General features: G+C 63.0%; 19 protein-coding genes, 3 rRNA genes and 1 pseudogene. 18 read left to right on the top strand and 5 right to left on the bottom strand.

The window, feature by feature from the left end; all coding sequences use genetic code 11:
- Positions 1 to 12: 12 nt before the first annotated feature.
- The 11 genes and pseudogenes from AC5Y4T_RS15860 to AC5Y4T_RS15810 all read left to right on the top strand — a co-directional run.
- Positions 13 to 1222: pseudogene (locus AC5Y4T_RS15860) on the top strand (glycosyltransferase family 4 protein); the annotation flags it as partial.
- Positions 1223 to 1439: 217 nt separating this feature from the next.
- On the top strand, positions 1440 to 1931 hold the full coding sequence (locus AC5Y4T_RS15855; RefSeq protein WP_499954252.1) for an ATP synthase subunit I: 492 nt from the start codon (positions 1440 to 1442) through the stop codon (positions 1929 to 1931).
- A complete protein-coding gene (gene atpB, locus AC5Y4T_RS15850; RefSeq protein ID WP_067137958.1) occupies positions 1928 to 2686 on the top strand; it encodes a F0F1 ATP synthase subunit A in 759 nt (252 codons plus the stop codon). The genes AC5Y4T_RS15855 and atpB overlap by 4 nt, the downstream gene beginning before the upstream one ends.
- A gap of 87 nt (positions 2687 to 2773) precedes the next feature.
- Entirely contained in the window at positions 2774 to 3019 is a 246-nt protein-coding gene (locus tag AC5Y4T_RS15845) for a F0F1 ATP synthase subunit C (protein WP_065052998.1), read from the top strand.
- A 9-nt stretch (positions 3020 to 3028) separates the two neighbouring features.
- Positions 3029 to 3559 (top strand): F0F1 ATP synthase subunit B, encoded by a 531-nt coding sequence (locus tag AC5Y4T_RS15840; protein WP_499954250.1) that lies wholly within the window; start codon positions 3029 to 3031, stop codon positions 3557 to 3559.
- A gap of 6 nt (positions 3560 to 3565) precedes the next feature.
- Positions 3566 to 4906, top strand: a complete 1341-nt coding sequence (locus AC5Y4T_RS15835; protein WP_499950272.1) for a F0F1 ATP synthase subunit B/delta — start codon at positions 3566 to 3568, stop codon at positions 4904 to 4906.
- Between the two features lie 60 nt (positions 4907 to 4966).
- Positions 4967 to 6670, top strand: a complete 1704-nt coding sequence (gene atpA / locus AC5Y4T_RS15830; protein ID WP_499921291.1) for a F0F1 ATP synthase subunit alpha — start codon at positions 4967 to 4969, stop codon at positions 6668 to 6670.
- Positions 6671 to 6676: 6 nt separating this feature from the next.
- Positions 6677 to 7585, top strand: coding sequence for a F0F1 ATP synthase subunit gamma (locus AC5Y4T_RS15825; protein WP_499921293.1), 909 nt, complete (start codon positions 6677 to 6679; stop codon positions 7583 to 7585).
- A gap of 21 nt (positions 7586 to 7606) precedes the next feature.
- On the top strand, positions 7607 to 9076 hold the full coding sequence (gene atpD / locus AC5Y4T_RS15820; protein ID WP_499921295.1) for a F0F1 ATP synthase subunit beta: 1470 nt from the start codon (positions 7607 to 7609) through the stop codon (positions 9074 to 9076).
- A gap of 35 nt (positions 9077 to 9111) precedes the next feature.
- Entirely contained in the window at positions 9112 to 9477 is a 366-nt protein-coding gene (locus tag AC5Y4T_RS15815; RefSeq protein ID WP_499921296.1) for a F0F1 ATP synthase subunit epsilon, read from the top strand.
- 6 nt (positions 9478 to 9483) lie between these two features.
- Entirely contained in the window at positions 9484 to 9927 is a 444-nt protein-coding gene (locus tag AC5Y4T_RS15810) for a DUF2550 domain-containing protein (protein WP_499921298.1), read from the top strand.
- A 32-nt stretch (positions 9928 to 9959) separates the two neighbouring features.
- Here AC5Y4T_RS15810 and AC5Y4T_RS15805 read toward each other — a convergent pair whose 3' ends face one another.
- Positions 9960 to 10544 carry a cob(I)yrinic acid a,c-diamide adenosyltransferase gene (locus tag AC5Y4T_RS15805; protein ID WP_499954249.1) on the bottom strand — a complete coding sequence of 195 codons (585 nt, stop codon included), beginning with the start codon at positions 10542 to 10544 and terminating at the stop codon, positions 9960 to 9962.
- A 68-nt stretch (positions 10545 to 10612) separates the two neighbouring features.
- Here AC5Y4T_RS15805 and murA point away from each other — a divergent pair, with 68 nt between their 5' ends.
- The 4 genes from murA (at position 10613) to rrf (ending at position 17358) form a co-directional block, all read left to right on the top strand.
- Positions 10613 to 11866 carry a UDP-N-acetylglucosamine 1-carboxyvinyltransferase gene (gene murA, locus AC5Y4T_RS15800; protein ID WP_007773898.1) on the top strand — a complete coding sequence of 418 codons (1254 nt, stop codon included), beginning with the start codon at positions 10613 to 10615 and terminating at the stop codon, positions 11864 to 11866.
- A 373-nt stretch (positions 11867 to 12239) separates the two neighbouring features.
- Positions 12240 to 13770, top strand: a 16S ribosomal RNA gene (locus tag AC5Y4T_RS15795).
- Between the two features lie 284 nt (positions 13771 to 14054).
- Positions 14055 to 17164 (top strand): 23S ribosomal RNA (locus AC5Y4T_RS15790).
- A gap of 81 nt (positions 17165 to 17245) precedes the next feature.
- Positions 17246 to 17358: ribosomal RNA gene (rrf, locus tag AC5Y4T_RS15785) — 5S ribosomal RNA — on the top strand.
- Together the 16S, 23S and 5S rRNA genes form the textbook arrangement of a ribosomal RNA operon.
- Before the next feature lie 46 nt (positions 17359 to 17404).
- Here the strand turns inward: rrf and AC5Y4T_RS15780 are convergent.
- From AC5Y4T_RS15780 to AC5Y4T_RS15770, 3 genes are all read right to left on the bottom strand, one after another.
- On the bottom strand, positions 17405 to 17896 hold the full coding sequence (locus AC5Y4T_RS15780) for a methylated-DNA--[protein]-cysteine S-methyltransferase (RefSeq protein WP_499921301.1): 492 nt from the start codon (positions 17894 to 17896) through the stop codon (positions 17405 to 17407).
- The gene (locus AC5Y4T_RS15775) at positions 17893 to 19380 is read right to left on the bottom strand and encodes an AlkA N-terminal domain-containing protein (protein ID WP_499954247.1); all 1488 of its coding nucleotides are present in this window, start codon (positions 19378 to 19380) and stop codon (positions 17893 to 17895) included. Before AC5Y4T_RS15775 ends, AC5Y4T_RS15780 begins: the two co-directional genes overlap by 4 nt.
- A 127-nt stretch (positions 19381 to 19507) precedes the next feature.
- Entirely contained in the window at positions 19508 to 21118 is a 1611-nt protein-coding gene (locus AC5Y4T_RS15770; RefSeq protein ID WP_499921304.1) for an adenylate/guanylate cyclase domain-containing protein, read from the bottom strand.
- 45 nt (positions 21119 to 21163) lie between these two features.
- On the opposite strand from AC5Y4T_RS15770, the gene nucS reads away from it, so the two are divergent.
- Together nucS and AC5Y4T_RS15760 are read left to right on the top strand one after the other, a co-directional pair.
- Positions 21164 to 21835 (top strand): endonuclease NucS, encoded by a 672-nt coding sequence (gene nucS, locus AC5Y4T_RS15765; RefSeq protein WP_499921306.1) that lies wholly within the window; start codon positions 21164 to 21166, stop codon positions 21833 to 21835.
- A 22-nt stretch (positions 21836 to 21857) separates the two neighbouring features.
- Positions 21858 to 22166: an Rv1322 family protein gene (locus AC5Y4T_RS15760; RefSeq protein ID WP_499921308.1), complete on the top strand. Its 309-nt coding sequence runs from the start codon at positions 21858 to 21860 to the stop codon at positions 22164 to 22166.
- Between the two features lie 10 nt (positions 22167 to 22176).
- Here AC5Y4T_RS15760 and mce read toward each other — a convergent pair whose 3' ends face one another.
- Positions 22177 to 22644: a methylmalonyl-CoA epimerase gene (mce, locus tag AC5Y4T_RS15755; RefSeq protein WP_499921310.1), complete on the bottom strand. Its 468-nt coding sequence runs from the start codon at positions 22642 to 22644 to the stop codon at positions 22177 to 22179.
- A gap of 89 nt (positions 22645 to 22733) precedes the next feature.
- Between mce and AC5Y4T_RS15750 the strand changes: the two genes are divergently transcribed.
- Entirely contained in the window at positions 22734 to 23915 is a 1182-nt protein-coding gene (locus tag AC5Y4T_RS15750) for an acetyl-CoA C-acetyltransferase (RefSeq protein ID WP_499921312.1), read from the top strand.
- Positions 23916 to 24039 lie beyond the last annotated feature (124 nt).

Below are 24039 nucleotides of genomic sequence, written 5' to 3'. Positions count from 1 at the left end.
GGTGCCAGCTTTGTCCAGTACGGTCTCGGTGATGTCCAGCGACGTGACCAACCTTGCCGGTGGGTTGCTCGCGCTGGGAGACCGCGGTGCCGGCGTTCCGCTTCGTGAGCTGGCGCTGGTCGGGTTGACCGCGGCGATCATCACGTACTTCGCGACCGGGCCGGTGCGGGTGCTGGCCACCCGGCTGGGCGCGGTCGCCTATCCGCGGGAACGCGACGTCCACGTCACGCCGACCCCCCGGATGGGCGGGCTGGCGATGTTTCTCGGCGTCATCACTGCCGTCTTTCTGGCGTCCCAACTTCCGGCGCTCACCCGCGGGTTCGTCTACTCCACCGGCATGCCCGCGGTCCTGGTGGCCGGTGCGGTCATCATGGGCATCGGCCTCATCGACGACCGTTGGGGTCTCGATGCTTTGACCAAGTTCGCCGGTCAGATCACGGCGGCCAGCGTGCTGGTCACCATGGGCGTGGCGTGGAGCGTCCTGTACATCCCCATCGGTGGCGTCGGCACCATCGTGCTCGACCAGGCATCGTCGATCCTGCTGACCCTTGCGCTGACCGTGTCGGTCGTCAACGCGATGAACTTCGTCGACGGGCTCGACGGTCTGGCCGCAGGCCTGGGGCTGATCACCGCGTTGGCGATCTGCATGTTCTCGGTCGGCCTGCTGCGCGACCACGGCGGTGACGTCCTGTTCTACCCGCCCGCGGTGATTTCGGTGGTGCTCGCAGGCGCCTGTCTGGGCTTTCTGCCGCACAACTTTCATCGCGCCAAGATCTTCATGGGCGACTCCGGGTCCATGCTGATCGGTCTGATGCTCTCGGCCGCGTCGACGACGGCCGCGGGCCCGGTCTCCCAGAACGCCTACGGTGCCCGTGACGTGTTCGTGCTGCTCTCCCCTTTCCTGCTGGTGGCCGCCGTCATCTTTGTACCGATGCTCGATTTGCTGTTGGCGATCGTGCGCCGCACCCGCGCGGGCCGCAGCGCGTTCAGCCCGGACAAGATGCACTTGCATCACCGGTTGCTGCAGATCGGCCATTCGCACCGCCGCGTGGTGTTGCTGATCTATCTGTGGGTCGGGATTGTCGCGTTCGGTGCGGCCAGCACGATCTTTTTCCGCCCACGCGATACCGCGGCGGTAATGCTGGGCGCCATCGTGGTGGCCGGAATCGCGACCGCGATACCGCTTCTGCGTGGCCGCGACGAGTACTACGACGACGAGTAGTAGTGGGGGTCGCCGGTGTGGTACGGTGCTGGTAGAACCCCAAAAAGCCGCGCAGGCTACCGGTCCATCGGAGGCTGATCCGACCGGGCTGGATCAAGACCGGCCTCGGGATATACCCCTTGGGTGATTCAACTGTGACGTGCGATACGCTCGGCGGACCACCGATCAGTCGGTCGGGGGGGTTCCCGTTTTACCAACCTGGGATTGAGGTGCTGCAGTGACGACACCAGCGCAGGACGCGCCGTTGGTGTTTCCCTCTGTTGCTTTCCGTCCGGTTCGGCTCTTCGCGATGAGCGTTGCCATCACCGCGGTGGCGGTGCTCGCCGCCGGACTGTCCGGTCACCTGATGGTTGGAGTCTTCTTCGGTGTCGGACTTCTCCTGGGTTTGCTCAATGCGGTGCTGGTGCGTCGCTCGGTTGAATCGATCACCGCCAAGGATCACCCGCTGAAAAGGTCGATGGCGGTCAACTCCGCGTCACGGCTGGCGATCATCACGATCGTCGGGCTGATCATCGCCTACGTCTTTCGGCCCGCCGGCCTGGGCGTCGTGTTCGGATTGGCGCTTTTCCAAGTCCTGCTGGTGTTCTCGACAGCGCTTCCGGTGTGGAAGAAGCTGCGCGCCGGCGACTGGGCGGAGCCTTCGGACGGTGCCGCAGGCGGCGTGATCGCGGGGTCCGACGGAACGGAAGGTAAGGAACAGCAACGATGACTGGGACGACGTTCCTGGCCGAGTCGGCAATCGAGGTTGGCGAGCACAACAAAGCCACCTGGCTTGGCCTGACCGTCAACACCGACACGATCCTGTCGACCGCGATCGCCGCGGTGATCGTGCTCGGGCTGGCTTTCTTCCTGCGCGCGAAGATCACTTCCAAGGGCGTGCCCAGTGGCGTTCAGTTGTTCTGGGAGGCGATCACCGAACAAATGCGCGGGCAGATCGAGAGCGCTATCGGCATGCGGATCGCCCCGTTCGTGCTGCCGTTGGCGGTCACGATCTTCGTGTTCATTCTGATCTCCAACTGGCTGTCGGTGCTGCCGCTGCAGTACAAAGACAAATCCGGGCACGCCTCCGAGCTGCTGAAGTCGGCGGCGGCGGACATCAATTACGTTCTGGCGCTGGCCCTCTTCGTGTTCGTCTGCTATCACGTGGCCGGCATCTGGCGCCGCGGCATAATCGGGCACCCGCTCGCCGTGGTCAAGGGCCACGTGGCGTTCCTGGCGCCGATCAACCTCGTTGAAGAGCTCGCCAAGCCCATCTCGCTGTCACTGCGACTCTTCGGCAACATCTTCGCCGGCGGCATCCTGGTCGCGCTGATCGCGCTTTTCCCGCCGTACATCATGTGGGCACCCAACGCGATCTGGAAGGCCTTCGACCTTTTCGTCGGCGCGATCCAGGCGTTCATCTTCTCGATCCTGACCATCTTGTACTTCAGCCAAGCCATGGAGATCGAGGATCACCATGATTGAGTCGCAGATGAAGTGTTTTGTCCCACGCACCATTACAAGGGCCTGGTAGACCCCTACCAGTTATCAAGGAGGAAACGAATGGCAGGCATGGACCCCCAAATCGCTGCCGCCGCTCTCATCGGCGGTGGCCTGATCATGGGTGGCGGCGCGATCGGCGCCGGCATCGGTGACGGCATTGCCGGTAACGCGCTGGTTTCGGGCATCGCCCGCCAACCCGAGGCGCAGGGCCGGCTGTTCACGCCGTTCTTCATCACGGTCGGTCTGGTCGAGGCGGCCTACTTCATCAACCTGGCGTTCATGGCGTTGTTCGTCTTCGCTACCCCGGTCAAGTAATTCGCCGCAATGCGTGACGCGAGTCTGAGCATTCTGGTATCCAGCCAGGTGGTGGCCGAGGGCGGCAACAACTTCCTCGTCCCCAACGGCACCTTCTTCTTCGTGCTGGCCATCTTCCTGATCGTGCTGGCCGTCATCGGCACATTCGTCGTGCCGCCGGTGATGAGGGTGCTGCACGAGCGCGAGGCCATGGTCGCCAAGACCGCCGCCGACAACAAGAAGGCGACCGAGCAATTCGAAGCGGCAAAGGCCGATTACGAAGAAGCGCTGAGCGAGGCGCGGGTTCAGGCGTCGTCGTTGCGCGACAATGCCCGCGCCGAAGGTCGTAAGGTGGTCGAAGACGCGCGCGCCCGTGCCGAACAACAGGTGATGTCGACGTTGCAAATGGCATCCGAGCAATTGAAGCGGGAGAGGGACGCCGTGGAACTCGATCTGCGTGCCAACGTGGCGTCGATGTCGGCGACGTTGGCAAGCCGCATCCTCGGCGTCGACGTCGCCCCCGCCGCCACCACATCCGCAACCAAGACATCCGGACGGTAAACACGTATGTCGACTTTCATCGGCCAGTTGGTGGGCTTCGCGGCCATCGTGTTCCTGGTGGTGCGCTACGTCGTGCCGCCAGTGCGTCGGCTGATGGCCGCGCGGCAAGAGGCCGTGCGTCAACAGCTGAAAGATGCTGCGACGGCGAGTGATCGGCTGACCGAGTCGACCACGGCGCACAACAAGGCCGTGGAAGACGCGAAGACAGAGGGCGAACGGGTCGTCGAGGAGGCCCAGACGGACGCGGGCCGTATCGTCGAGCAGCTGCGGGCGCAGGCGGATGTCGAGTCCGAACGCATCACCGCACAGGGCAGCCGTCAGGTCGATCTCTTGCGCACCCAGTTGAGCCGGCAGCTCCGGTTGGAACTCGGCCATGAAGCGGTGCGCCAGGCGGGCGAGTTGGTGCGCAATTACGTCGCCGACTCCGAGCAGCAGTCGGCCACCGTCGACCGGTTCCTCGACGAACTCGATGAGATGGCGCCCGTTGCGGCCGACGTCCAGTATCCGCTGATGACCAAGATGCGTTCGTCGAGTCGCGTCGCACTGGGCAACTTGTCGGACAAGTTCAGCGCCCTAGCCAAAGACCTTGACAACAAGGGGCTTTCGGCCGTCTCCAGTGAACTGGTAGAAGTTGCTCAGATGCTGGACCGCGAGATCGTCGTCACGCGCTATCTGACCGTTCCGGCCGAGGATGGAGCCCCCAGGGTCCAGTTGATCGAGCGGCTGCTCTCCGGCAAGGTCGGTGACGTCACCCTCGACGTGCTGCGCTCGGCCGTATCGGAGCGTTGGTCGGCCAACTCCGACCTCATCGACGCCATCGAACACGTGTCTCGGCAGGCGCTGCTCGAAGTAGCCGAACGTGAGGACAAGGTCGACGAGGTCGAAGAGCAGCTGTTCCGGTTCTCCCGCGCCCTCGACGCGGAGCCGCGGTTGGCGATCCTGCTGGGCGACTACTCCGTTCCGGTGGAGGGGCGAGTCGGCCTCCTGCGCAAGGTTTTTGACACCGCGAGCGGCCGGGTCAATCCGATCACGATGGCACTGCTGGCCCAGACTGTGGAGCTGCTGAGGGGCCAGAACGCCGATGAGGCCATTCAGTTCCTGGCCAAGGTTGCGGTGGCGCGCCGCGGCGAAATCGTGGCGCAGGTCAGCGCGGCAGCCGAACTCAGCGATGCGCAGCGCACCCGCCTCATCGACGTGCTCGGCCGCATCTACGACCACCCGGTGGCGGTGCAGCTCCAGATCGATGCCGACCTATTGGGCGGGCTGCTCATCTCCGTGGCCGACGAAGTGATCGACGGGACGCTCGCTTCTCGACTTGCCGCGGCCCAGGCTCAATTGCCCGACTGACCACCATTCGACCAATCACAATCACACGCGAACCAAGATCAAGTAGGAAGACGAAAAGCCATGGCCGAGTTGACCATCTCCGCTGAGGACATCCAGAGCGCCATCGAGGAGTACGTAGGCTCCTTCACCTCCGATACCGCCCGCGAGGAGGTCGGCTCGGTCATCGAGGCCGGCGACGGCATCGCGCACGTCGAGGGCTTGCCCTCCGTCATGACCCAGGAGCTGCTCGAGTTCCCCGGCGGCGTCCTCGGTGTCGCCCTGAACCTCGATGAACACGACATCGGCGCGGTGATCCTGGGTGACTTCGAGAAAATCGAAGAAGGCCAACAGGTCAAGCGCACCGGCGAAGTCCTGTCGGTGCCCGTAGGCGATGCGTTCCTCGGGCGCGTGGTCAATCCGCTCGGCCAGCCGATCGACGGCCAGGGCGACATCGATACCGACATTCGCCGCGCGCTGGAGATCCAGGCGCCGTCGGTGGTGCAACGGCAGAGCGTGAGCGAGCCGCTGCAGACCGGGATCAAGGCCATCGACGCGATGACCCCGATCGGGCGCGGCCAGCGCCAGCTGATCATCGGCGACCGCAAGACGGGCAAGACCGCCGTCTGCGTGGACACCATCCTCAACCAGCGGGAGAACTGGGAGAGCGGCGACGAACGCAAGCAGGTGCGCTGCGTGTACGTGGCCATCGGCCAAAAGGGCACCACGATCGCCTCGGTGCGACGTGCGCTCGACGAGGGCGGCGCGATGGACTACACCACCATTGTGGCGGCGCCGGCGTCCGACTCCGCCGGTTTCAAATGGCTTGCGCCGTATACCGGTTCGGCGATCGCGCAGCATTGGATGTACGAAGGCAAGCACGTGCTGATCGTCTTCGACGACCTGAGCAAGCAGGCCGAGGCCTACCGTGCCATCTCCCTGCTGCTCCGCCGCCCGCCGGGTCGCGAGGCCTACCCCGGCGACGTGTTCTACCTGCACTCGCGTCTGTTGGAGCGTTGCGCCAAGCTGTCCGACGATCTCGGCGGCGGTTCGCTGACCGGTCTGCCGGTTATCGAGACCAAGGCGAACGACATTTCGGCCTACATTCCCACCAACGTCATCTCGATCACCGACGGGCAGTGCTTCCTGGAGTCCGACCTGTTCAACCAGGGTGTGCGGCCGGCCATCAACGTCGGTGTGTCGGTGTCCCGCGTGGGTGGTGCGGCGCAGATCAAGGCCATGAAGGAGGTGGCCGGCTCGCTGCGACTCGACTTGTCGCAGTACCGCGAACTGGAATCGTTCGCCGCCTTCGCCTCGGACCTGGATGCCACCTCCAAGGCGCAGTTGGAGCGCGGCGAGCGGCTGGTCGAACTCTTGAAGCAACCGCAGTACCAGCCCATGCCCGTTGAGGAGCAGGTGGTTTCGATCTTCCTGGGCACCGGCGGTCACCTGGACTCCGTGCCGGTCGAGGACGTCCGGCGTTTCGAGACCGAGCTGCTCGACCACATGCGGGCCTCGGAGGAGAAGTTCCTCAGTGGTGTGCGCGACAGCGGGAAGCTGTCGGAGGAAGGCGAAAACCAGCTCACCGAGATCATCAACAAGTTCAAGAAGGGGTTCGCGGCCACGGGCGGCGGATCGGTGGTGCCTGACGAGCACGTCGAGGCCTTGGACGAAGAGGATCTGGAAAAGGAGTCCGTGCAGGTCAAGAAGGACAAGCCGAAGGACACAAAGCAGTCCAAGGACACCAAGAAGGAATCCGCCAAGGCCTCCGGCAAGGACAAGAAGTAGCTACCGATGGCGGCAACACTTCGCGAATTACGAGGCCGGATCCGATCGGCCGGGTCGATCAAAAAGATCACCAAGGCCCAGGAGATGATCGCGACCTCGCGCATCGGCAAGGCGCAGGCCCGGCTGGAATCGGCCCGGCCCTACGCATTCCAGATCACGTCGATGCTCACCACTTTGTCCTCCGAAGCCGCGTTGGACCATCCACTCCTGGTCGAGCGAGACGAGCCGAAGCGCGCGGGCGTCCTGGTGGTGTCTTCGGACCGTGGTCTGTGCGGGGCGTACAACTCGAGCATCTTCCGCCGCTCCGAGGAGCTGTTCTCCCTGCTGCGAGAGGAAGGCAAGACACCCGTCGTCTACACGGTGGGCCGAAAGGCGCAGAACTACTTCAAGTTCCGCAACTGGGACATCACCGAATCGTGGACGGGTTTCTCCGAGCAGCCCCAGGTGGAAAACGCCCGGGAGATCGCGTCCACGTTGGTCGACAGTTTCATGGCCGGGGTCGGCGATGACGAGTCACAGGACGACGAGGGCGTCGACGAACTGCACATCGTGTACTCGGAGTTCAAGTCGATGATGTCCCAGGCCGCGGTTGCCCACCGCATCGCTCCGCTGGTCATGGAATACGTCGAGGACACCGACGAGCTCCACACCCTGTACTCGTTCGAACCAGACGCCACAACGCTTTTCGAGGCGCTGCTGCCGCGGTACGTGACGACCCGGGTGTATGCCGCTTTGCTCGAGTCGGCGGCATCGGAGCTCGCGTCGCGTCAACGAGCAATGAAGTCGGCGACCGACAACGCCGACGACCTGATCAAAGAGCTGACGTTGATGGCAAACCGCGAGCGCCAGGCCCAGATCACCCAAGAGATCAGCGAAATCGTCGGCGGCGCAAATGCGCTGGCTGACGCTCAGTAGCACACGAGGAAGAAGAAAAATATGGCTGCTACTACCAAAAGCACCGAGAAGACCGACAAGAGCTCGACCAATGGCGACACCAGCGGCCGCATCGTACGGGTGACGGGCCCCGTCGTCGACGTCGAGTTCCCGCGCGGCTCGGTACCCGAGCTGTTCAACGCGCTCAACGCGGAGATCACGTTTGAGGAGCTGAAGAAGACCCTGACTCTCGAGGTTGCGCAGCACTTGGGCGACAACCTCGTTCGAGCCATCTCGCTGCAGCCCACCGACGGCTTGGTGCGCGGCGTTGAGGTCACCGACTCCGGTAGGTCGATCTCGGTGCCGGTCGGCGAGGGCGTCAAGGGCCACGTCTTCAACGCCCTGGGCGACTGCCTGGACAAGCCCGGGTACGGCGAGGAGTTCGACCACTGGTCGATTCACCGCAAGCCGCCGGCGTTCGAAGAGCTCGAGCCCCGCACGGAGATGCTGGAGACCGGCCTCAAGGTCGTCGACCTGCTCACCCCGTACGTGCGCGGTGGCAAGATCGCGCTGTTCGGTGGTGCCGGTGTGGGCAAGACGGTGCTGATTCAGGAGATGATCAACCGTATCGCCCGAAACTTCGGTGGTACTTCGGTTTTCGCCGGCGTGGGGGAGCGCACCCGTGAGGGCAACGACCTGTGGGTCGAGCTGAAGGAAGCCGACGTGCTCAAGGACACCGCGCTGGTGTTCGGTCAGATGGACGAGCCGCCCGGCACCCGTATGCGGGTGGCGTTGTCCGCGCTGACCATGGCCGAGTGGTTCCGCGACGAGGCCGGCCAGGACGTGCTGCTGTTCATCGACAACATCTTCCGATTCACCCAGGCCGGTTCGGAGGTGTCGACGCTGCTCGGTCGTATGCCGTCCGCGGTGGGCTACCAGCCGACGCTGGCCGACGAGATGGGCGAGCTGCAGGAGCGCATCACCTCGACGCGAGGCAAGTCGATCACGTCGATGCAGGCCGTCTATGTGCCCGCCGACGACTACACCGACCCGGCGCCGGCAACGACCTTCGCGCACCTGGACGCCACCACCGAGCTCTCGCGAAACGTGTTCTCCAAGGGCATCTTCCCCGCGGTGGACCCGTTGGCGTCAAGCTCGACCATCCTGGACCCGAGCGTCGTCGGTGACGAGCACTACCGGGTGGCCCAGGAAGTCATTCGGATCCTGCAGCGGTACAAGGACCTTCAGGACATCATCGCGATCCTTGGTATCGACGAGCTCTCGGAAGAGGACAAGCAGCTCGTGCAGCGCGCACGGCGCATCGAGCGGTTCCTCTCGCAGAACATGATGGCGGCCGAGCAGTTCACCGGCCAGCCCGGTTCGACCGTGCCTCTGAAGGAGACCATCGAGGCATTCGACCGGCTGACCAAGGGCGATTTCGACCACATCCCAGAGCAGGCGTTCTTCTTGATCGGTGGCCTCGATGACCTGGCTAAGAAGGCCGAAAGCTTTGGCGCCAAACTTGATTCCTGAGGCATGAGCGAACAGGCTCTGAAAGGCTCTGTCATATGGCGGAATTGAACGTCGAGATAGTCGCCGTCGACCGAAAGATCTGGTCGGGTGAGGCAACGTTTCTGTTCACCCGCACCACCGTCGGTGAGATCGGCATCCTGCCGCGGCACATCCCGCTGGTGGCGCAGTTGGTCGACGACGCAATGGTGCGCGTCGAAAGAGAGGGCGAAGACGATCTGCGGATCGCGGTGGATGGCGGATTTCTCTCTGTCACCGAGGAATCGGTGACGATCCTCGCCGAATCCGCCGAGTTCGAATCGGAGATCGACGAGAGCGCCGCCAGAGAGGCTGCTGAGTCTGACGACCCGCGTATCGCCGCCAAGGGGCGCGCGAGATTGCGTGCCGTCGGCGCGATCGACTAACCGCCGATGAGCGCGCCCATGATCGGCATGGTCGTGCTCGTCGTCGTGCTGGCCGCCGCCGTCATTGCGCTGAGTTATCGGCTGTGGAAGCTGCGCCAGGGCGGCACGGCGGGGATCATGCGAGACATTCCCGCGGTCGGAGGCCATGGCTGGCGCCACGGCGTAATCCGTTACCGCGGCGGCGAAGCCGCGTTCTACCGTCTCTCCAGCCTGCGATTGTGGCCCGATCGGCGGCTGAGCCGCCGAGGCGTCGAGATCGTTTCCAGGCGGGCACCGCGCGGCGACGAGTTCGACATCATGAGCGACGAGATCGTCGTCATCGAGCTGCGCGATACGACCCAGGACCGCAGGTCCGGCTACGAGATCGCTTTGGACAAAGGCGCGTTGACCGCGTTCCTGTCCTGGCTGGAGTCGCGGCCGTCGCCGCGGTCCCGCCGGCGCAGCCTGTAGACCGCGTGAGTCGCCGGTCGAAGAGCGCTCGGCTAACTCGTGGTGGCGTTCTCGCCGCCCGGCTTCCACAGCACGTCGCCATCGGGGTTGGCCACCCGCGACAGGATGAAAAGCAGATCCGACAGGCGGTTCAAGTATTTCGCGGGCAGCACGTTGACCTGGCCGGGGGCGGCATCGACCGCCGCCCACGCCGAGCGTTCGGCTCGACGGACCACGGTCCGGGCGACGTGCAGCAGCGCCGACAACGGCGAACCACCCGGCAGCACAAACGAATTCAGCTTGGGCAAAGGCGCGTTGTACGCGTCACACCATTTCTCGAGCCGGTCAATGTAGGGCTCGGTGACGCGCAGCGGCGGATACTCGGGGTTCTCGACAACAGGAGTCGACAGATCCGCGCCGGCGTCGAACAAGTCGTTCTGGATCTGCCGCAGCACGCCCGCGAGCTTCTCGTCGGGCTGACCGACGGCGACCGCCACCCCGATCGCGGAGTTGGCTTCGTCGCAATCGGCGTAGGCCACCAGCCGAGGATCGTTCTTGGAAACCCGCGAGAAGTCGCTCAATCCCGTCGTGCCGTCGTCGCCGGTTCGGGTGTAGATGCGAGTCAGGTGTACAGCCATGAGCAAACCGTACTCGGGTGTGGCTCGGCCGACTGACAAGCCGATACCGCTTCACTAGACTGACGCGGGTGGCTGAGCGATTCGTGGTGACCGGTGGCAACCGGTTGTCAGGCGAAGTCGCAGTAGGGGGCGCCAAAAACAGCGTTCTCAAGCTGATGGCCGCGACGCTGTTGGCCGAAGGCACCAGCACGATCACCAACTGTCCGGACATCCTGGATGTGCCGCTGATGGCCGAGGTGCTGCGCGGCCTGGGCGCAACCGTCGAACTGGACGGCGACGTCGCCCGCATCACCTCTCCGGACGAACCGAAATACGACGCCGACTTCGCCGCGGTACGACAGTTCCGGGCGTCGGTGTGCGTGCTGGGACCGCTGGTCGGCCGGTGCAAGCGCGCCCGCGTCGCGCTGCCGGGCGGCGATGCGATCGGGTCACGTCCGCTGGACATGCATCAGGCCGGCCTGCGACAACTCGGTGCGCAATGCAACATCGAGCACGGATGCGTAGTGGCACAAGCCGATACGTTGCGCGGCGCGGAGATTCAGCTGGAGTTCCCCTCGGTGGGTGCCACCGAGAACATCCTGATGGCCGCGGTCGTGGCCGAGGGGGTCACCACGATCCACAACGCGGCCCGCGAGCCGGACGTCGTGGATCTCTGCACGATGCTGAACCAGATGGGCGCGCAGATCGAGGGCGCCGGTTCGCCGACGATGACCATCACCGGCGTTCCGAAGCTGCACCCGACCGAACATCGCGTGATCGGCGATCGCATCGTCGCCGCCACCTGGGGAATCGCCGCCGCGATAACCCGCGGGGACATCACGGTGACCGGTATTGACCCGGCGCACCTGCAGGTGGTGCTGCACAAGCTGCACGACGCGGGCGCCACCGTCACGCAGACCGATGACAGTTTCCGGGTGGCGCAGTACGAGCGCCCGAAGGCCGTCAACGTGGCGACCCTGCCGTTCCCCGGATTTCCCACCGACCTGCAGCCGATGGCTATCGCCCTGGCCTCGATCGCGGACGGCACGTCGATGATCACCGAGAACGTATTCGAGGCGCGCTTTCGTTTCGTCGAAGAAATGATCCGCCTCGGTGCCGACGCCCGAACCGACGGGCATCACGCCGTCGTTCGGGGCTTGCCGCAATTGTCGAGTGCACCGGTGTGGTGTTCGGACATTCGGGCGGGCGCCGGCCTGGTGTTGGCTGGGCTTGTCGCCGACGGAGACACCGAGGTCCACGACGTCTTCCACATCGATCGCGGTTACCCGCTGTTCGTGGAAAACCTGGCGATTTTGGGAGCGGAGATCGAGCGGGTACAGTAACCAAAGTCAGTGCCCCACAAGCGCGGTCACCAACGCGAAGGTGAACGGAAGCGGGGCCTTGACTCCCTCGCTGGATTGGTACTAGCCTGGCACGGCTGCTCCCGACACGGTCTCTCGAAGATCAAAACTGGGAGTTGACTAACCTGCCGGACCTGTATTAAGCTGGCAGGGTTGCCCCAAAACGGGCGAAACAAGTGTTGTTTGAGAACTCAATAGTGTGTTTGGTGTTTATTATTTGTTGTTGTTTTTTGACCATACCTAACACCCCCCGTGTGTGGGTGTGGTCGTTATTTTGATGCCAGTTAATTGGTGTCTTTTTGTTAGGTCAGATTTTCTCTGATTGTAAATTCACCTCGTTTCTACGAGGAGTTTTTGTTTGGAGAGTTTGATCCTGGCTCAGGACGAACGCTGGCGGCGTGCTTAACACATGCAAGTCGAACGGAAAGGCCTCTTCGGAGGTACTCGAGTGGCGAACGGGTGAGTAACACGTGGGCAATCTGCCCTGCACTTCGGGATAAGCCTGGGAAACTGGGTCTAATACCGGATAGGACCTTTAGACGCATGTCTTTTGGTGGAAAGCTTTTGCGGTGTGGGATGGGCCCGCGGCCTATCAGCTTGTTGGTGGGGTGATGGCCTACCAAGGCGACGACGGGTAGCCGGCCTGAGAGGGTGTCCGGCCACACTGGGACTGAGATACGGCCCAGACTCCTACGGGAGGCAGCAGTGGGGAATATTGCACAATGGGCGCAAGCCTGATGCAGCGACGCCGCGTGGGGGATGACGGCCTTCGGGTTGTAAACCTCTTTCACCATCGACGAAGGTTCGGGTTTTCTCGGATTGACGGTAGGTGGAGAAGAAGCACCGGCCAACTACGTGCCAGCAGCCGCGGTAATACGTAGGGTGCGAGCGTTGTCCGGAATTACTGGGCGTAAAGAGCTCGTAGGTGGTTTGTCGCGTTGTTCGTGAAATCTCACGGCTTAACTGTGAGCGTGCGGGCGATACGGGCAGACTAGAGTACTGCAGGGGAGACTGGAATTCCTGGTGTAGCGGTGGAATGCGCAGATATCAGGAGGAACACCGGTGGCGAAGGCGGGTCTCTGGGCAGTAACTGACGCTGAGGAGCGAAAGCGTGGGGAGCGAACAGGATTAGATACCCTGGTAGTCCACGCCGTAAACGGTGGGTACTAGGTGTGGGTTTCCTTCCTTGGGATCCGTGCCGTAGCTAACGCATTAAGTACCCCGCCTGGGGAGTACGGCCGCAAGGCTAAAACTCAAAGGAATTGACGGGGGCCCGCACAAGCGGCGGAGCATGTGGATTAATTCGATGCAACGCGAAGAACCTTACCTGGGTTTGACATGCACAGGACGCGTCTAGAGATAGGCGTTCCCTTGTGGCCTGTGTGCAGGTGGTGCATGGCTGTCGTCAGCTCGTGTCGTGAGATGTTGGGTTAAGTCCCGCAACGAGCGCAACCCTTGTCTCATGTTGCCAGCGGGTAATGCCGGGGACTCGTGAGAGACTGCCGGGGTCAACTCGGAGGAAGGTGGGGATGACGTCAAGTCATCATGCCCCTTATGTCCAGGGCTTCACACATGCTACAATGGCCGGTACAAAGGGCTGCGATGCCGTAAGGTTAAGCGAATCCTTTTAAAGCCGGTCTCAGTTCGGATTGGGGTCTGCAACTCGACCCCATGAAGTCGGAGTCGCTAGTAATCGCAGATCAGCAACGCTGCGGTGAATACGTTCCCGGGCCTTGTACACACCGCCCGTCACGTCATGAAAGTCGGTAACACCCGAAGCCAGTGGCCTAACCCTTGGGAGGGAGCTGTCGAAGGTGGGATCGGCGATTGGGACGAAGTCGTAACAAGGTAGCCGTACCGGAAGGTGCGGCTGGATCACCTCCTTTCTAAGGAGCACCACGAAAAGCACTCCAATTGGTGGGGTGCGAGCCGTGAGGGGTTCTCGTCTGTAGTGGACGAAAACCGGGTGCACAACAGCAAATGATTGCCAGACACACTATTGGGCCCTGAGACAACACTCGGTCGATCCGTGTGGAGTCCCTCCATCTTGGTGGTGGGGTGTGGTGTTTGAGTATTGGATAGTGGTTGCGAGCATCTAGATGAACGCGTAGTCCTTCGGGGCCGGCGTGTTCATCGAAATGTGTAATTTCTTTGATTAACTCTTGTGTGTAAGTAAGTGTTTAAGGGCGCATGGTGGATGCCTTGGCATCGAGAGCCGATGAAGGACGTGGGAGGCTGCGATATGCCTCGGGGAGCTGTCAACCGAGCATTGATCCGAGGATTTCCGAATGGGGAAACCCAGCACGAGTGATGTCGTGTTACCCGTATCTGAATATATAGGGTGCGGGAGGTAACGCGGGGAAGTGAAACATCTCAGTACCCGTAGGAGAAGAAAACAATTGTGATTCCGTCAGTAGTGGCGAGCGAACGCGGAACAGGCTAAACCGCACGCATGTATAACCGGGTAGGGGTTGTGTGCGCGGTGTTGTGGGAGTGATATGTCTCAGCTCTACCTGGCTGAGGGGTAGTCAGAAAGTGTCGTGGTTAGCAGAAATGGCCTGGGATGGCCTGCCGTAGACGGTGAGAGCCCGGTACGCGAAAACCCGTCACCTACCTTGTATCAGTTCCCGAGTAGCAGCGGGCCCGTGGAATCTGCTGTGAATCTGCCGGGACCACCCGGTAAGCCTAAATACTTCTCGATGACCGATAGCGGATTAGTACCGTGAGGGAATGGTGAAAAGTACCCCGGGAGGGGAGTGAAATAGTACCTGAAACCGTGTGCCTACAATCCGTCAAAGCCTCCTCGTGGGGTGATGGCGTGCCTTTTGAAGAATGAGCCTGCGAGTCAGGGACACGTCGCGAGGTTAACCCGTGCGGGGTAGCCGCAGCGAAAGCGAGTCTGAATAGGGCGCATCCCCTTTGGGGTGTAGTGGCGTGTTCTGGACCCGAAGCGGAGTGATCTACCCATGGCCAGGGTGAAGCGCGGGTAAGACCGCGTGGAGGCCCGAACCCACTTAGGTTGAAGACTGAGGGGATGAGCTGTGGGTAGGGGTGAAAGGCCAATCAAACTCCGTGATAGCTGGTTCTCCCCGAAATGCATTTAGGTGCAGCGTTGCGTGGTTCACCACGGAGGTAGAGCTACTGGATGGCCGATGGGCCCTACTAGGTTACTGACGTCAGCCAAACTCCGAATGCCGTGGTGTAAAGCGTGGCAGTGAGACGGCGGGGGATAAGCTCCGTACGTCGAGAGGGAAACAGCCCAGATCGCCGGCTAAGGCCCCTAAGCGTGTGCTAAGTGGAAAAGGATGTGTAGTCGCAAAGACAACCAGGAGGTTGGCTTAGAAGCAGCCACCCTTGAAAGAGTGCGTAATAGCTCACTGGTCAAGTGATTATGCGCCGATAATGTAGCGGGGCTCAAGCACACCGCCGAAGCCGCGGCACATTCACGTTTACGTGGATGTGGGTAGGGGAGCGTCCCCCATTCAGCGAAGCCGCCGGGTAACCGGTGGTGGAGGGTGGGGGAGTGAGAATGCAGGCATGAGTAGCGATAAGGCAAGTGAGAACCTTGCCCGCCGTAAGACCAAGGGTTCCTGGGCCAGGCCAGTCCGCCCAGGGTGAGTCGGGACCTAAGGCGAGGCCGACAGGCGTAGTCGATGGACAACGGGTTGATATTCCCGTACCCGTGTATAGGCGTCCCTGATGAATCAGCGGTACTAACCACCCAAAACCGGATCGACCATTCCCCTTCGGGGGCATGGAGTTTCGGGGCTGCGTGGGACCTTCGCTGGTAGTAGTCAAGCGATGGGGTGACGCAGGAAGGTAGCCGTACCAGTCAGTGGTAATACTGGGGCAAGCCTGTAGGGAGAGCGATAGGCAAATCCGTCGCTCATTGATCCTGAGAGGTGATGCATAGCCGATTGAGGCGAATTCGGTGATCCTCTGCTGCCAAGAAAAGCCTCTAGCGAGCACATACACGGCCCGTACCCCAAACCAACACAGGTGGTCAGGTAGAGAATACCAAGGCGTACGAGATAACTATGGTTAAGGAACTCGGCAAAATGCCCCCGTAACTTCGGGAGAAGGGGGGCCGGAATACCGTGAACACCCTTGCGGTGGGAGCGGGATTCGGCCGCAGAAACCAGTGGGTAGCGACTGTTTACTAAAAACACAGGTCCGTGCGAAGTCGCAAGACGATGTATACGGACTGACGCCTGCCCGGTGCTGGAAGGTTAAGAGGACCCGTTAACCGTAAGGTGAAGCGGAGAATTTAAGCCCCAGTAAACGGCGGTGGTAACTATAACCATCCTAAGGTAGCGAAATTCCTTGTCGGGTAAGTTCCGACCTGCACGAATGGCGTAACGACTTCCCAACTGTCTCAACCATAGACTCGGCGAAATTGCACTACGAGTAAAGATGCTCGTTACGCGCGGCAGGACGAAAAGACCCCGGGACCTTCACTACAACTTGGTATTGGTGTTCGGTACGGTTTGTGTAGGATAGGTGGGAGACTTTGAAGTACAGACGCCAGTTTGTATGGAGTCGTTGTTGAAATACCACTCTGATCGTATTGGACACCTAACGTCGAACCCTTATCGGGTTCACGGACAGTGCCTGGCGGGTAGTTTAACTGGGGCGGTTGCCTCCTAAAATGTAACGGAGGCGCCCAAAGGTTCCCTCAACCTGGACGGCAATCAGGTGTTGAGTGTAAGTGCACAAGGGAGCTTGACTGCGAGACCTACAAGTCAAGCAGGGACGAAAGTCGGGACTAGTGATCCGGCACCTCTGAGTGGAAGGGGTGTCGCTCAACGGATAAAAGGTACCCCGGGGATAACAGGCTGATCTTCCCCAAGAGTCCATATCGACGGGATGGTTTGGCACCTCGATGTCGGCTCGTCGCATCCTGGGGCTGGAGCAGGTCCCAAGGGTTGGGCTGTTCGCCCATTAAAGCGGCACGCGAGCTGGGTTTAGAACGTCGTGAGACAGTTCGGTCTCTATCCGCCGCGCGCGTCAGAAACTTGAGGAAACCTGTCCCTAGTACGAGAGGACCGGGACGGACGAACCTCTGGTATACCAGTTGTCCCACCAGGGGCACGGCTGGATAGCCACGTTCGGACAGGATAACCGCTGAAAGCATCTAAGCGGGAAACCTTCTCCAAGATCAGGTTTCTCACCCTTTTAGAGGGATAAGGCCCCCCGCAGACTACGGGTTCGATAGGCCAGACCTGGAAGCCCAGTAATGGGTGCAGGGAACTGGCACTAACCGGCCGAAAACTTACCAACACACAATCGCAACCACAGTCCAGTTCACGGCAGCAATGTCGTGTAACGCCACACCCCCCACCAAACAAATTTAAATAGAGTTACGGCGGCCACAGCGACAGGGAAACGCCCGGTCCCATTCCGAACCCGGAAGCTAAGCCTGTCAGCGCCGATGATACTGCCCATACGGGTGGAAAAGTAGGACACCGCCGAACATACACAAAAACACCCCCGGAAACGGGGGTGTTTTTGCATTCGCAATCAATCGAATAGCGTCATATTCTCCCGTTGCTTTTCTAATTCGAGCAACGTGCGCTTTCGGCCGAGCCCACCGCCGAATCCGGTGAGGCTGCCGTTGGCGCCGATGACGCGATGGCAGGGAACGACGATGGCGATCGGATTGTGCCCGTTGGCCAACCCGACGGCACGGGCGGCGCCCGGTGCCGCGATCTGCTCGGCGATTTCACCGTACGAGCGGGTTTCGCCGTACGGAATGGTCAGCAGGGCCTGCCATACGCGACGCTGAAATTCGGTGCCCCGCAGGTCGAGCTGAACATCGAAATGCGTCAGCTCGCCGGCGAAATACGCGCCGAGTTGCTCGACCGCCTCGCCGAACGCCTGCGGGTTCGGCGACCAGTCCGTGCGGCTCGGCTCGTAGGTCTGGTCGACCATGCGAAGATTCGTCAGCACCGAGCCGCGACCAGCCAGGGTCAGCAGTCCGATCGGGCTGTCGATAATGCGGTACTCGATCATGCGACCTCCTGTGGCGGCCATTGATTTACCGGATGCTCGAGAGTGGTCCAAAGGTATTGGGTGGCATAGGAACGCCAGGGTCGCCACCGCGCACTGCGCGCGACGAGCGAGCGTTCGGCGGACGGCAGACCCAGCTGTTTGGCGGCCAGGCGCAGGCCCAGATCGCTGGCCGGGAATGCGTCGGGGTCGCCCAGGCCGCGCATCGCGATCACTTCCGCGGTCCAGGGACCGACACCCGGTAAGGCCAGCAATTGTGTTCGGGCGCTTTCCCAGTCGCATCCGGCACCCAACTCGACACTTCCGGCGGCGAGGCCGGCGACCAGAGCGCTCAGCGTCCGTTGCCGGGCCTTGGGCACCGCCAGATGGATGGGGTCGATGTCCGCGAGTTGCTCGACCGATGGGAAGATGTGGGTCAACGTTTTCTCGGGATCATTGATCGGCTGCCCGTAGGCGGCGACCAGTCGGCCCGCGTGAGTGCGCGCTGCCTTGGTGGACACCTGCTGGCCCAGCACCGCGCGCACCGCCAGTTCGGCTTCGTCGACCGTGCGCGGGATCCGCTGGCCCGGCGCCTTGGCGACGACGGCGCAGAATTCCGCGTCGTCGCTCAGCGCTTCGTCGACCGCGTCCGGATCGGCGTCGAGGTCCAGCAGCCGCCGGCAGCGCGCGATAGCCGTTGTCAGATCCCGAAAGTCGTCGAGTACGAGCACGCACCGGACATGATCGTCGGCGGGTGTCAGGGTGACGATTGCGTTGCCGAACGGAAGGCGCAGACTGCGTCGGTAGGCGCCATCGCGGACTTCCTCGCAACCGGGGACCGTGCTCGCGGCCAGGTGACCGAAGACACCGCCATAGGCGAAGGGTGTGCGCACCGGAAGCCGAAGACACACGGTGCCAGGGGATTTTGGGCTCGAGCCGGAGCGTGTGGTCGCGCGCTGGCGCAGCGCGCGCGGTGTGTTCTCGAAGACGGACCGCACGGTGTCGTTGAACTGACGGATGCTGGAAAAGCCGGAGGCGAAGGCGACATCGCCGAAGGGCAGGTCCGTGGTTTCGATCAGCACCCGGGCGGTCTGAGCCCGTTGGGCGCGGGCCAGGGCGAGCGGGCCGGCCCCGACCTCGGCCTGTAGCAGCCGCTCCAGCTGCCGGGTGGTGTAACCGAGATGGGCGGCCAGACCGCCGACACCTTCGCGGTCCACCGTCCCGTCGGCGATCAGCCGCATCGTTCGCGCCACGACGTCACCGCGCACATTCCACTCGGGAGAACCCGGGGACGCGTCAGGGCGGCACCGCTTGCATGCTCGAAAGCCCGCTCGCTGAGCGGCCGCCGCCGTCGGGTAAAACCGCACGTTACGCGCGAACGGTGGCCGCACCGGGCAGCTGGGCCGGCAGTAGATGCGGGTGGTCAGCACCGCGGTGACGAACCATCCGTCGAACCGGGCGTCCTTGGACTGGACGGCGCGGTAGCAGCGTTCGAAATCGTCGTGCACGTTTCCAGATTTACACCCGCGCGCCGACAAAACTGGCGGAAAAGCGACATCGTCGTGGAAGCTGGGACAAGCCGAGTCGCCATTCCAGGTAGCCGGTCTTAGTCGCGGTGACCGACGCATTGAATATTCATGGGTCGACGGGCGACGCCAGCTGAGTGGGACGCTCATGCCCGCGCAGGGTCACGGTGTCGCCCAACGACCAACGCGCCCGCTCGTTTTCGCTTGCGCCCTCGATCGCGTCGGCCGTCGCGAGAAGTCGGCTCGAGTGTGACTTGGCAAGCTCGCACAGCCGGGCCGCTTCGTTGACCGGTTCACCGATCACGGTGTATTCGAAACGCTCCCTGGCGCCGACGTTTCCGGCGACGGCGCGACCCGCCGCCACACCGATGCCGGCCGACAGCTCGGACATTTCATTGGCCAGCCGCTCGGTGATGCAGCGGGCGGCGGCGAGCGCCGCGTCCTCCGGGCTGTCGAGGCGGTTCGGTGCTCCGAAGATGGCCAGCGACGCATCGCCTTCAAACTTGTTGACCAGTCCGCAATGTCGATCCACCTCTTCGACGACAATGGCGAAGAATTGGTTGAGCACACTGACGACTTCGGCCGGTGGGCTGTTCGTCACCAGCTGCGTGGAGCCGATGATGTCGATGAATACGACAGCGACGTGGCGTTCCTCGCCGCCGAGCTTCGGCCGCTCGCGTTCGGCGGCCAGGGCGACTTCGCGTCCGACATGCCGGCCGAAAAGATCGCGCACGCGCTCGCGTTCGCGCAAGCCATCGACCATCGCGTTGAAACCGCGTTGCAGCTCACCGAGTTCCGTTCCGTCGAACACCACCAGATCGCCGCGGAGGTTTCCCCGCTCGACGCGCCGCAACGCCGCCATGACGACGCGCACCGGTGTCGCCGTCAGCCACGCCAGGATCCACATCAAGATGCATCCGAAGATCAGCGTCGCAAACGACACCATCAGCACAGCGACCGCGAACTCGGTCTCGGTCAAGTTTTTCATCAGGAGCTGGAAGGCGGTCAGGACGACGATGCCGATGACCGGCACACCCGACCCGAGGAACCACACCGTCATGGTCCGGCCCATGATGCCGGCCGTCAGTCGCCGTGGCGGCGGCCCCGCCTCGAGCGCCTGGGCGGCCACCGGCCGCAGCGCGAACTCGGCGAGCAGATAGCTCCCGGTGGCCACCAGAACCCCGCAGAAGCCAACCCCCACCAGGAACCGCGGGATGAACAAGGTGTTGACCAGGCCGTAGAGGACTGTGAGCACTACCGCCCCGACGCCCCACAAAACGAGGTCGACCAATGCGATTCGCCACGGGGCGATGAACGTGTTGCGCTCGTCCTCAGGGGTCGGCGCGCGCTCCTCGATCGCCCACCGCAATGCGAGCACGGTCCGGCGAGTGATCCAGTAGACGCCTATGGTCAGGGCCAGTGCGACATAGGCAGGCGCGGCGCCGAAGGTGACCCACCAGGGCGCGTCGTTGAACACGCTCGGTGCGGGAATGGCGACCGTCACCAACAGCAGCGCGGCGCCGATGCCGATCAGGTTTGCGCCCAGCACCAGCACGGTCAGGATGACCTGAATGCGGATGCGGCGGCGGTGTTGGCTCTCCGAGACCCGCCCGAGTAGGAATGACCCGTATGCAGGTGTTTCCGGCAGACGTCCGCTCTGACGGGTGACTCTCTCTAGCACCCGCCCTATACGTCGTGCCATCGTCTGACTGGCCAACATGGTGGCGTCAGCCTAATTCGTCGGCCAGGCTCTAAGGTGAGTCGGGTGCGTCTAGTGATCGCTCAATGCACGGTTGACTATGTCGGCAGGCTCACCGCGCATCTGCCTTCCGCCCGCAGGTTGCTGCTGTTCAAGGCCGATGGATCGGTCAGTGTGCACGCCGACGACCGCGCCTACAAGCCATTGAATTGGATGAGCCCGCCGTGCTGGCTGACCGAAGAGACCGGCGATCGGGCCCCGGTGTGGGTGGTCGAAAACAAGGCGGGCGAACAGTTGCGCATCACCGTCGAGGAGATCGAACACGATTCCAGCCACGAGCTCGGCGTCGATCCGGGGCTGGTCAAGGACGGCGTCGAGGCGCACCTGCAGGCGCTGCTCGCCGAGCACGTGCAACTGCTGGGCGAGGGGTACACGCTGGTTCGCCGCGAGTACATGACGGCCATCGGCCCGGTCGATCTGCTCTGCCGTGACGAACGCGGTGGCTCGGTGGCGGTGGAGATCAAGCGTCGCGGCGAGATCGACGGCGTCGAACAGCTCACTCGCTATCTGGAGCTGCTCAACCGCGACTCGGTGCTCGCGCCGGTGAAAGGCGTGTTCGCCGCCCAACAGATCAAGCCGCAGGCCCGCACACTGGCCACCGATCGCGGAATCCGTTGTCTGACATTGGATTACGACAAGATGCGCGGGATGGACAGTGACGAGTACCGGCTGTTTTGACGGCTCGCACTAGACTGCGCCCATGGCTCGGCGCCGTACCCCGCCACGTCGGCAGCGGCCGTTGGCGCCGCCGCCGGCGCCGCGGCGGGTGGAACTCGGGCCCGACGGCCACGAGTACGAAGTGCGTCCCGTCGCGGCGGCCCGTGCGGTCAAAACGTACAGGTGCCCCGGTTGCGACCACGAAATACGCTCCGGCTCAGCACATCTGGTGGTATGGCCGATCGATTCGACACTCGGGGCAGGCCCCGGTCAAGTCGAGGACCGCCGCCATTGGCACACGCCGTGCTGGGCGCACCGCGCTACGCGCGGTCCAACCAGGAAGTGGTCGTGAAAAGCCGGTTTCAGGCGCCCGGTTCGACGAGTTCGATGAGAACGCCGCCGCCGTCCTTGGGGTGGATGAAGTTCATCCGGGAGTTTGCCGTGCCGCGCCGGGGTGCGTCGTAGATCAGGCGCACGCCCTGCTCGCGGAGCTGTTCGGCGAGGGTGTCGAGGTCGCTGACCCGAACGGCCATCTGCTGGATGCCCGGCCCGCGCTTGTCGAGGAACTTCGCGATCGTCGAGGACTCGTCGATCGGGGCCATCAACTGGATTTGCGCGGTGCCCGCCGGGGCGCCGCGCACGGCCAGCATGGCTTCGCGGATTCCCTGCTCCTCGTTGACTTCCTCGTGCACCAGGATCATGCCGAGGGTGTCGTGGTACCAGGTGATTGCGGCGTCCAGGTCGGCGACTGCGATGCCGACGTGATCGATCGCCGTCACCAGTGAGGTGGCCAGGATCTGACGGGCGTCAACTTGATCGGTCGTCATCACATAACGGTAACCTGACGGCAAAGATTGCGCTTCTCCGGGAGGCCGAAACGGCCATCGAGGGAGCGCCTAGCAGGCCTTAGGAGATAGTCATGACGACGTCGGTGATCGTTGCTGGAGCCCGGACACCCATCGGAAAGTTGATGGGTTCGCTGAAGGACTTTTCCGCCAGCGATCTGGGGGCGATCGCGATCGCGGGCGCACTGGAAAAGGCCAAGGTTCCGGCCTCCGCAGTCGACTACGTGATCATGGGCCAGGTGCTCACGGCCGGGGCCGGTCAGATGCCGGCGCGCCAGGCGGCCGTGGCGGCCGGTATCGGGTGGGATGTTCCGGCGCTGACCATCAACAAGATGTGTCTGTCCGGTATTGACTCCATCGCGCTGGCTGACCAGCTCATTCGCGCCGGGGAGTTCGACGTGGTGGTGGCCGGCGGCCAGGAGTCGATGACCAAGGCGCCGCACCTGCTGATGGACAGCCGCTCGGGCTACAAGTACGGCGACGTGACGGTGCTGGACCACATGGCCTACGACGGCCTGCACGACGTGTTCACCGACCAGCCGATGGGGGCGCTCACCGAGCAGCGCAACGACGTCGACGAATTCACCCGGCAGGAGCAGGACGAGTTCGCTGCGCGGTCCCACCAGAAGGCAGCCGCGGCATGGAAGGACGGCGTCTTCACCGACGAGGTGGTGCCGGTCAACATCCCGCAGCGCAAAGGTGATCCGCTGCAGTTCACCGAGGATGAGGGCATCCGGGCCAACACCACCGCCGAGTCGCTGGCCGGCCTCAAGCCGGCATTCCGCCGCGACGGCACCATCACCGCCGGTTCGGCCTCGCAGATCTCCGATGGCGCGGCCGCGGTGGTGGTGATGAGCAAGGCCAAGGCCCAAGAGTTGGGCCTGACCTGGCTGGCCGAGATCGGCGCGCACGGCGTGGTGGCCGGACCGGACTCCACCCTGCAGTCGCAGCCGGCGAACGCGATCAAGAAGGCGATCGGCCGTGAGGGCATCTCGGTGGACCAGCTCGATGTCATAGAGATCAACGAGGCGTTCTCCGCGGTGGCGCTGGCGTCGACCCGCGAACTGGGCGTGAACCCCGACCTCGTCAACGTCAACGGCGGCGCGATCGCCGTCGGGCACCCCATCGGGATGTCTGGGGCGCGGATCACGCTGCACGCCGCGCTGGAGCTGTCCCGACGCGGGTCCGGGTACGCCGTCGCCGCGCTGTGCGGGGCCGGCGGGCAGGGCGACGCCTTGATTCTGCGCGCGGGCTAGCCGCAGTCAGGGGCTTATCGGACGTTGCTGGGACGACGCGCCGATGAATAATTGTGATCTTCGTCATATTTGCTGTTGACGACCCCGCCCGGGGCCCTTTTCGCCCGGTCGTGGCGCCGCCTGA

The sequence above is a fragment of the Mycobacterium sp. NGS11 genome, assembly GCF_059813315.1.
Note: the sequence above shows the minus strand (reverse complement) of the source record. Positions and strands in the feature narration are given on the sequence as shown.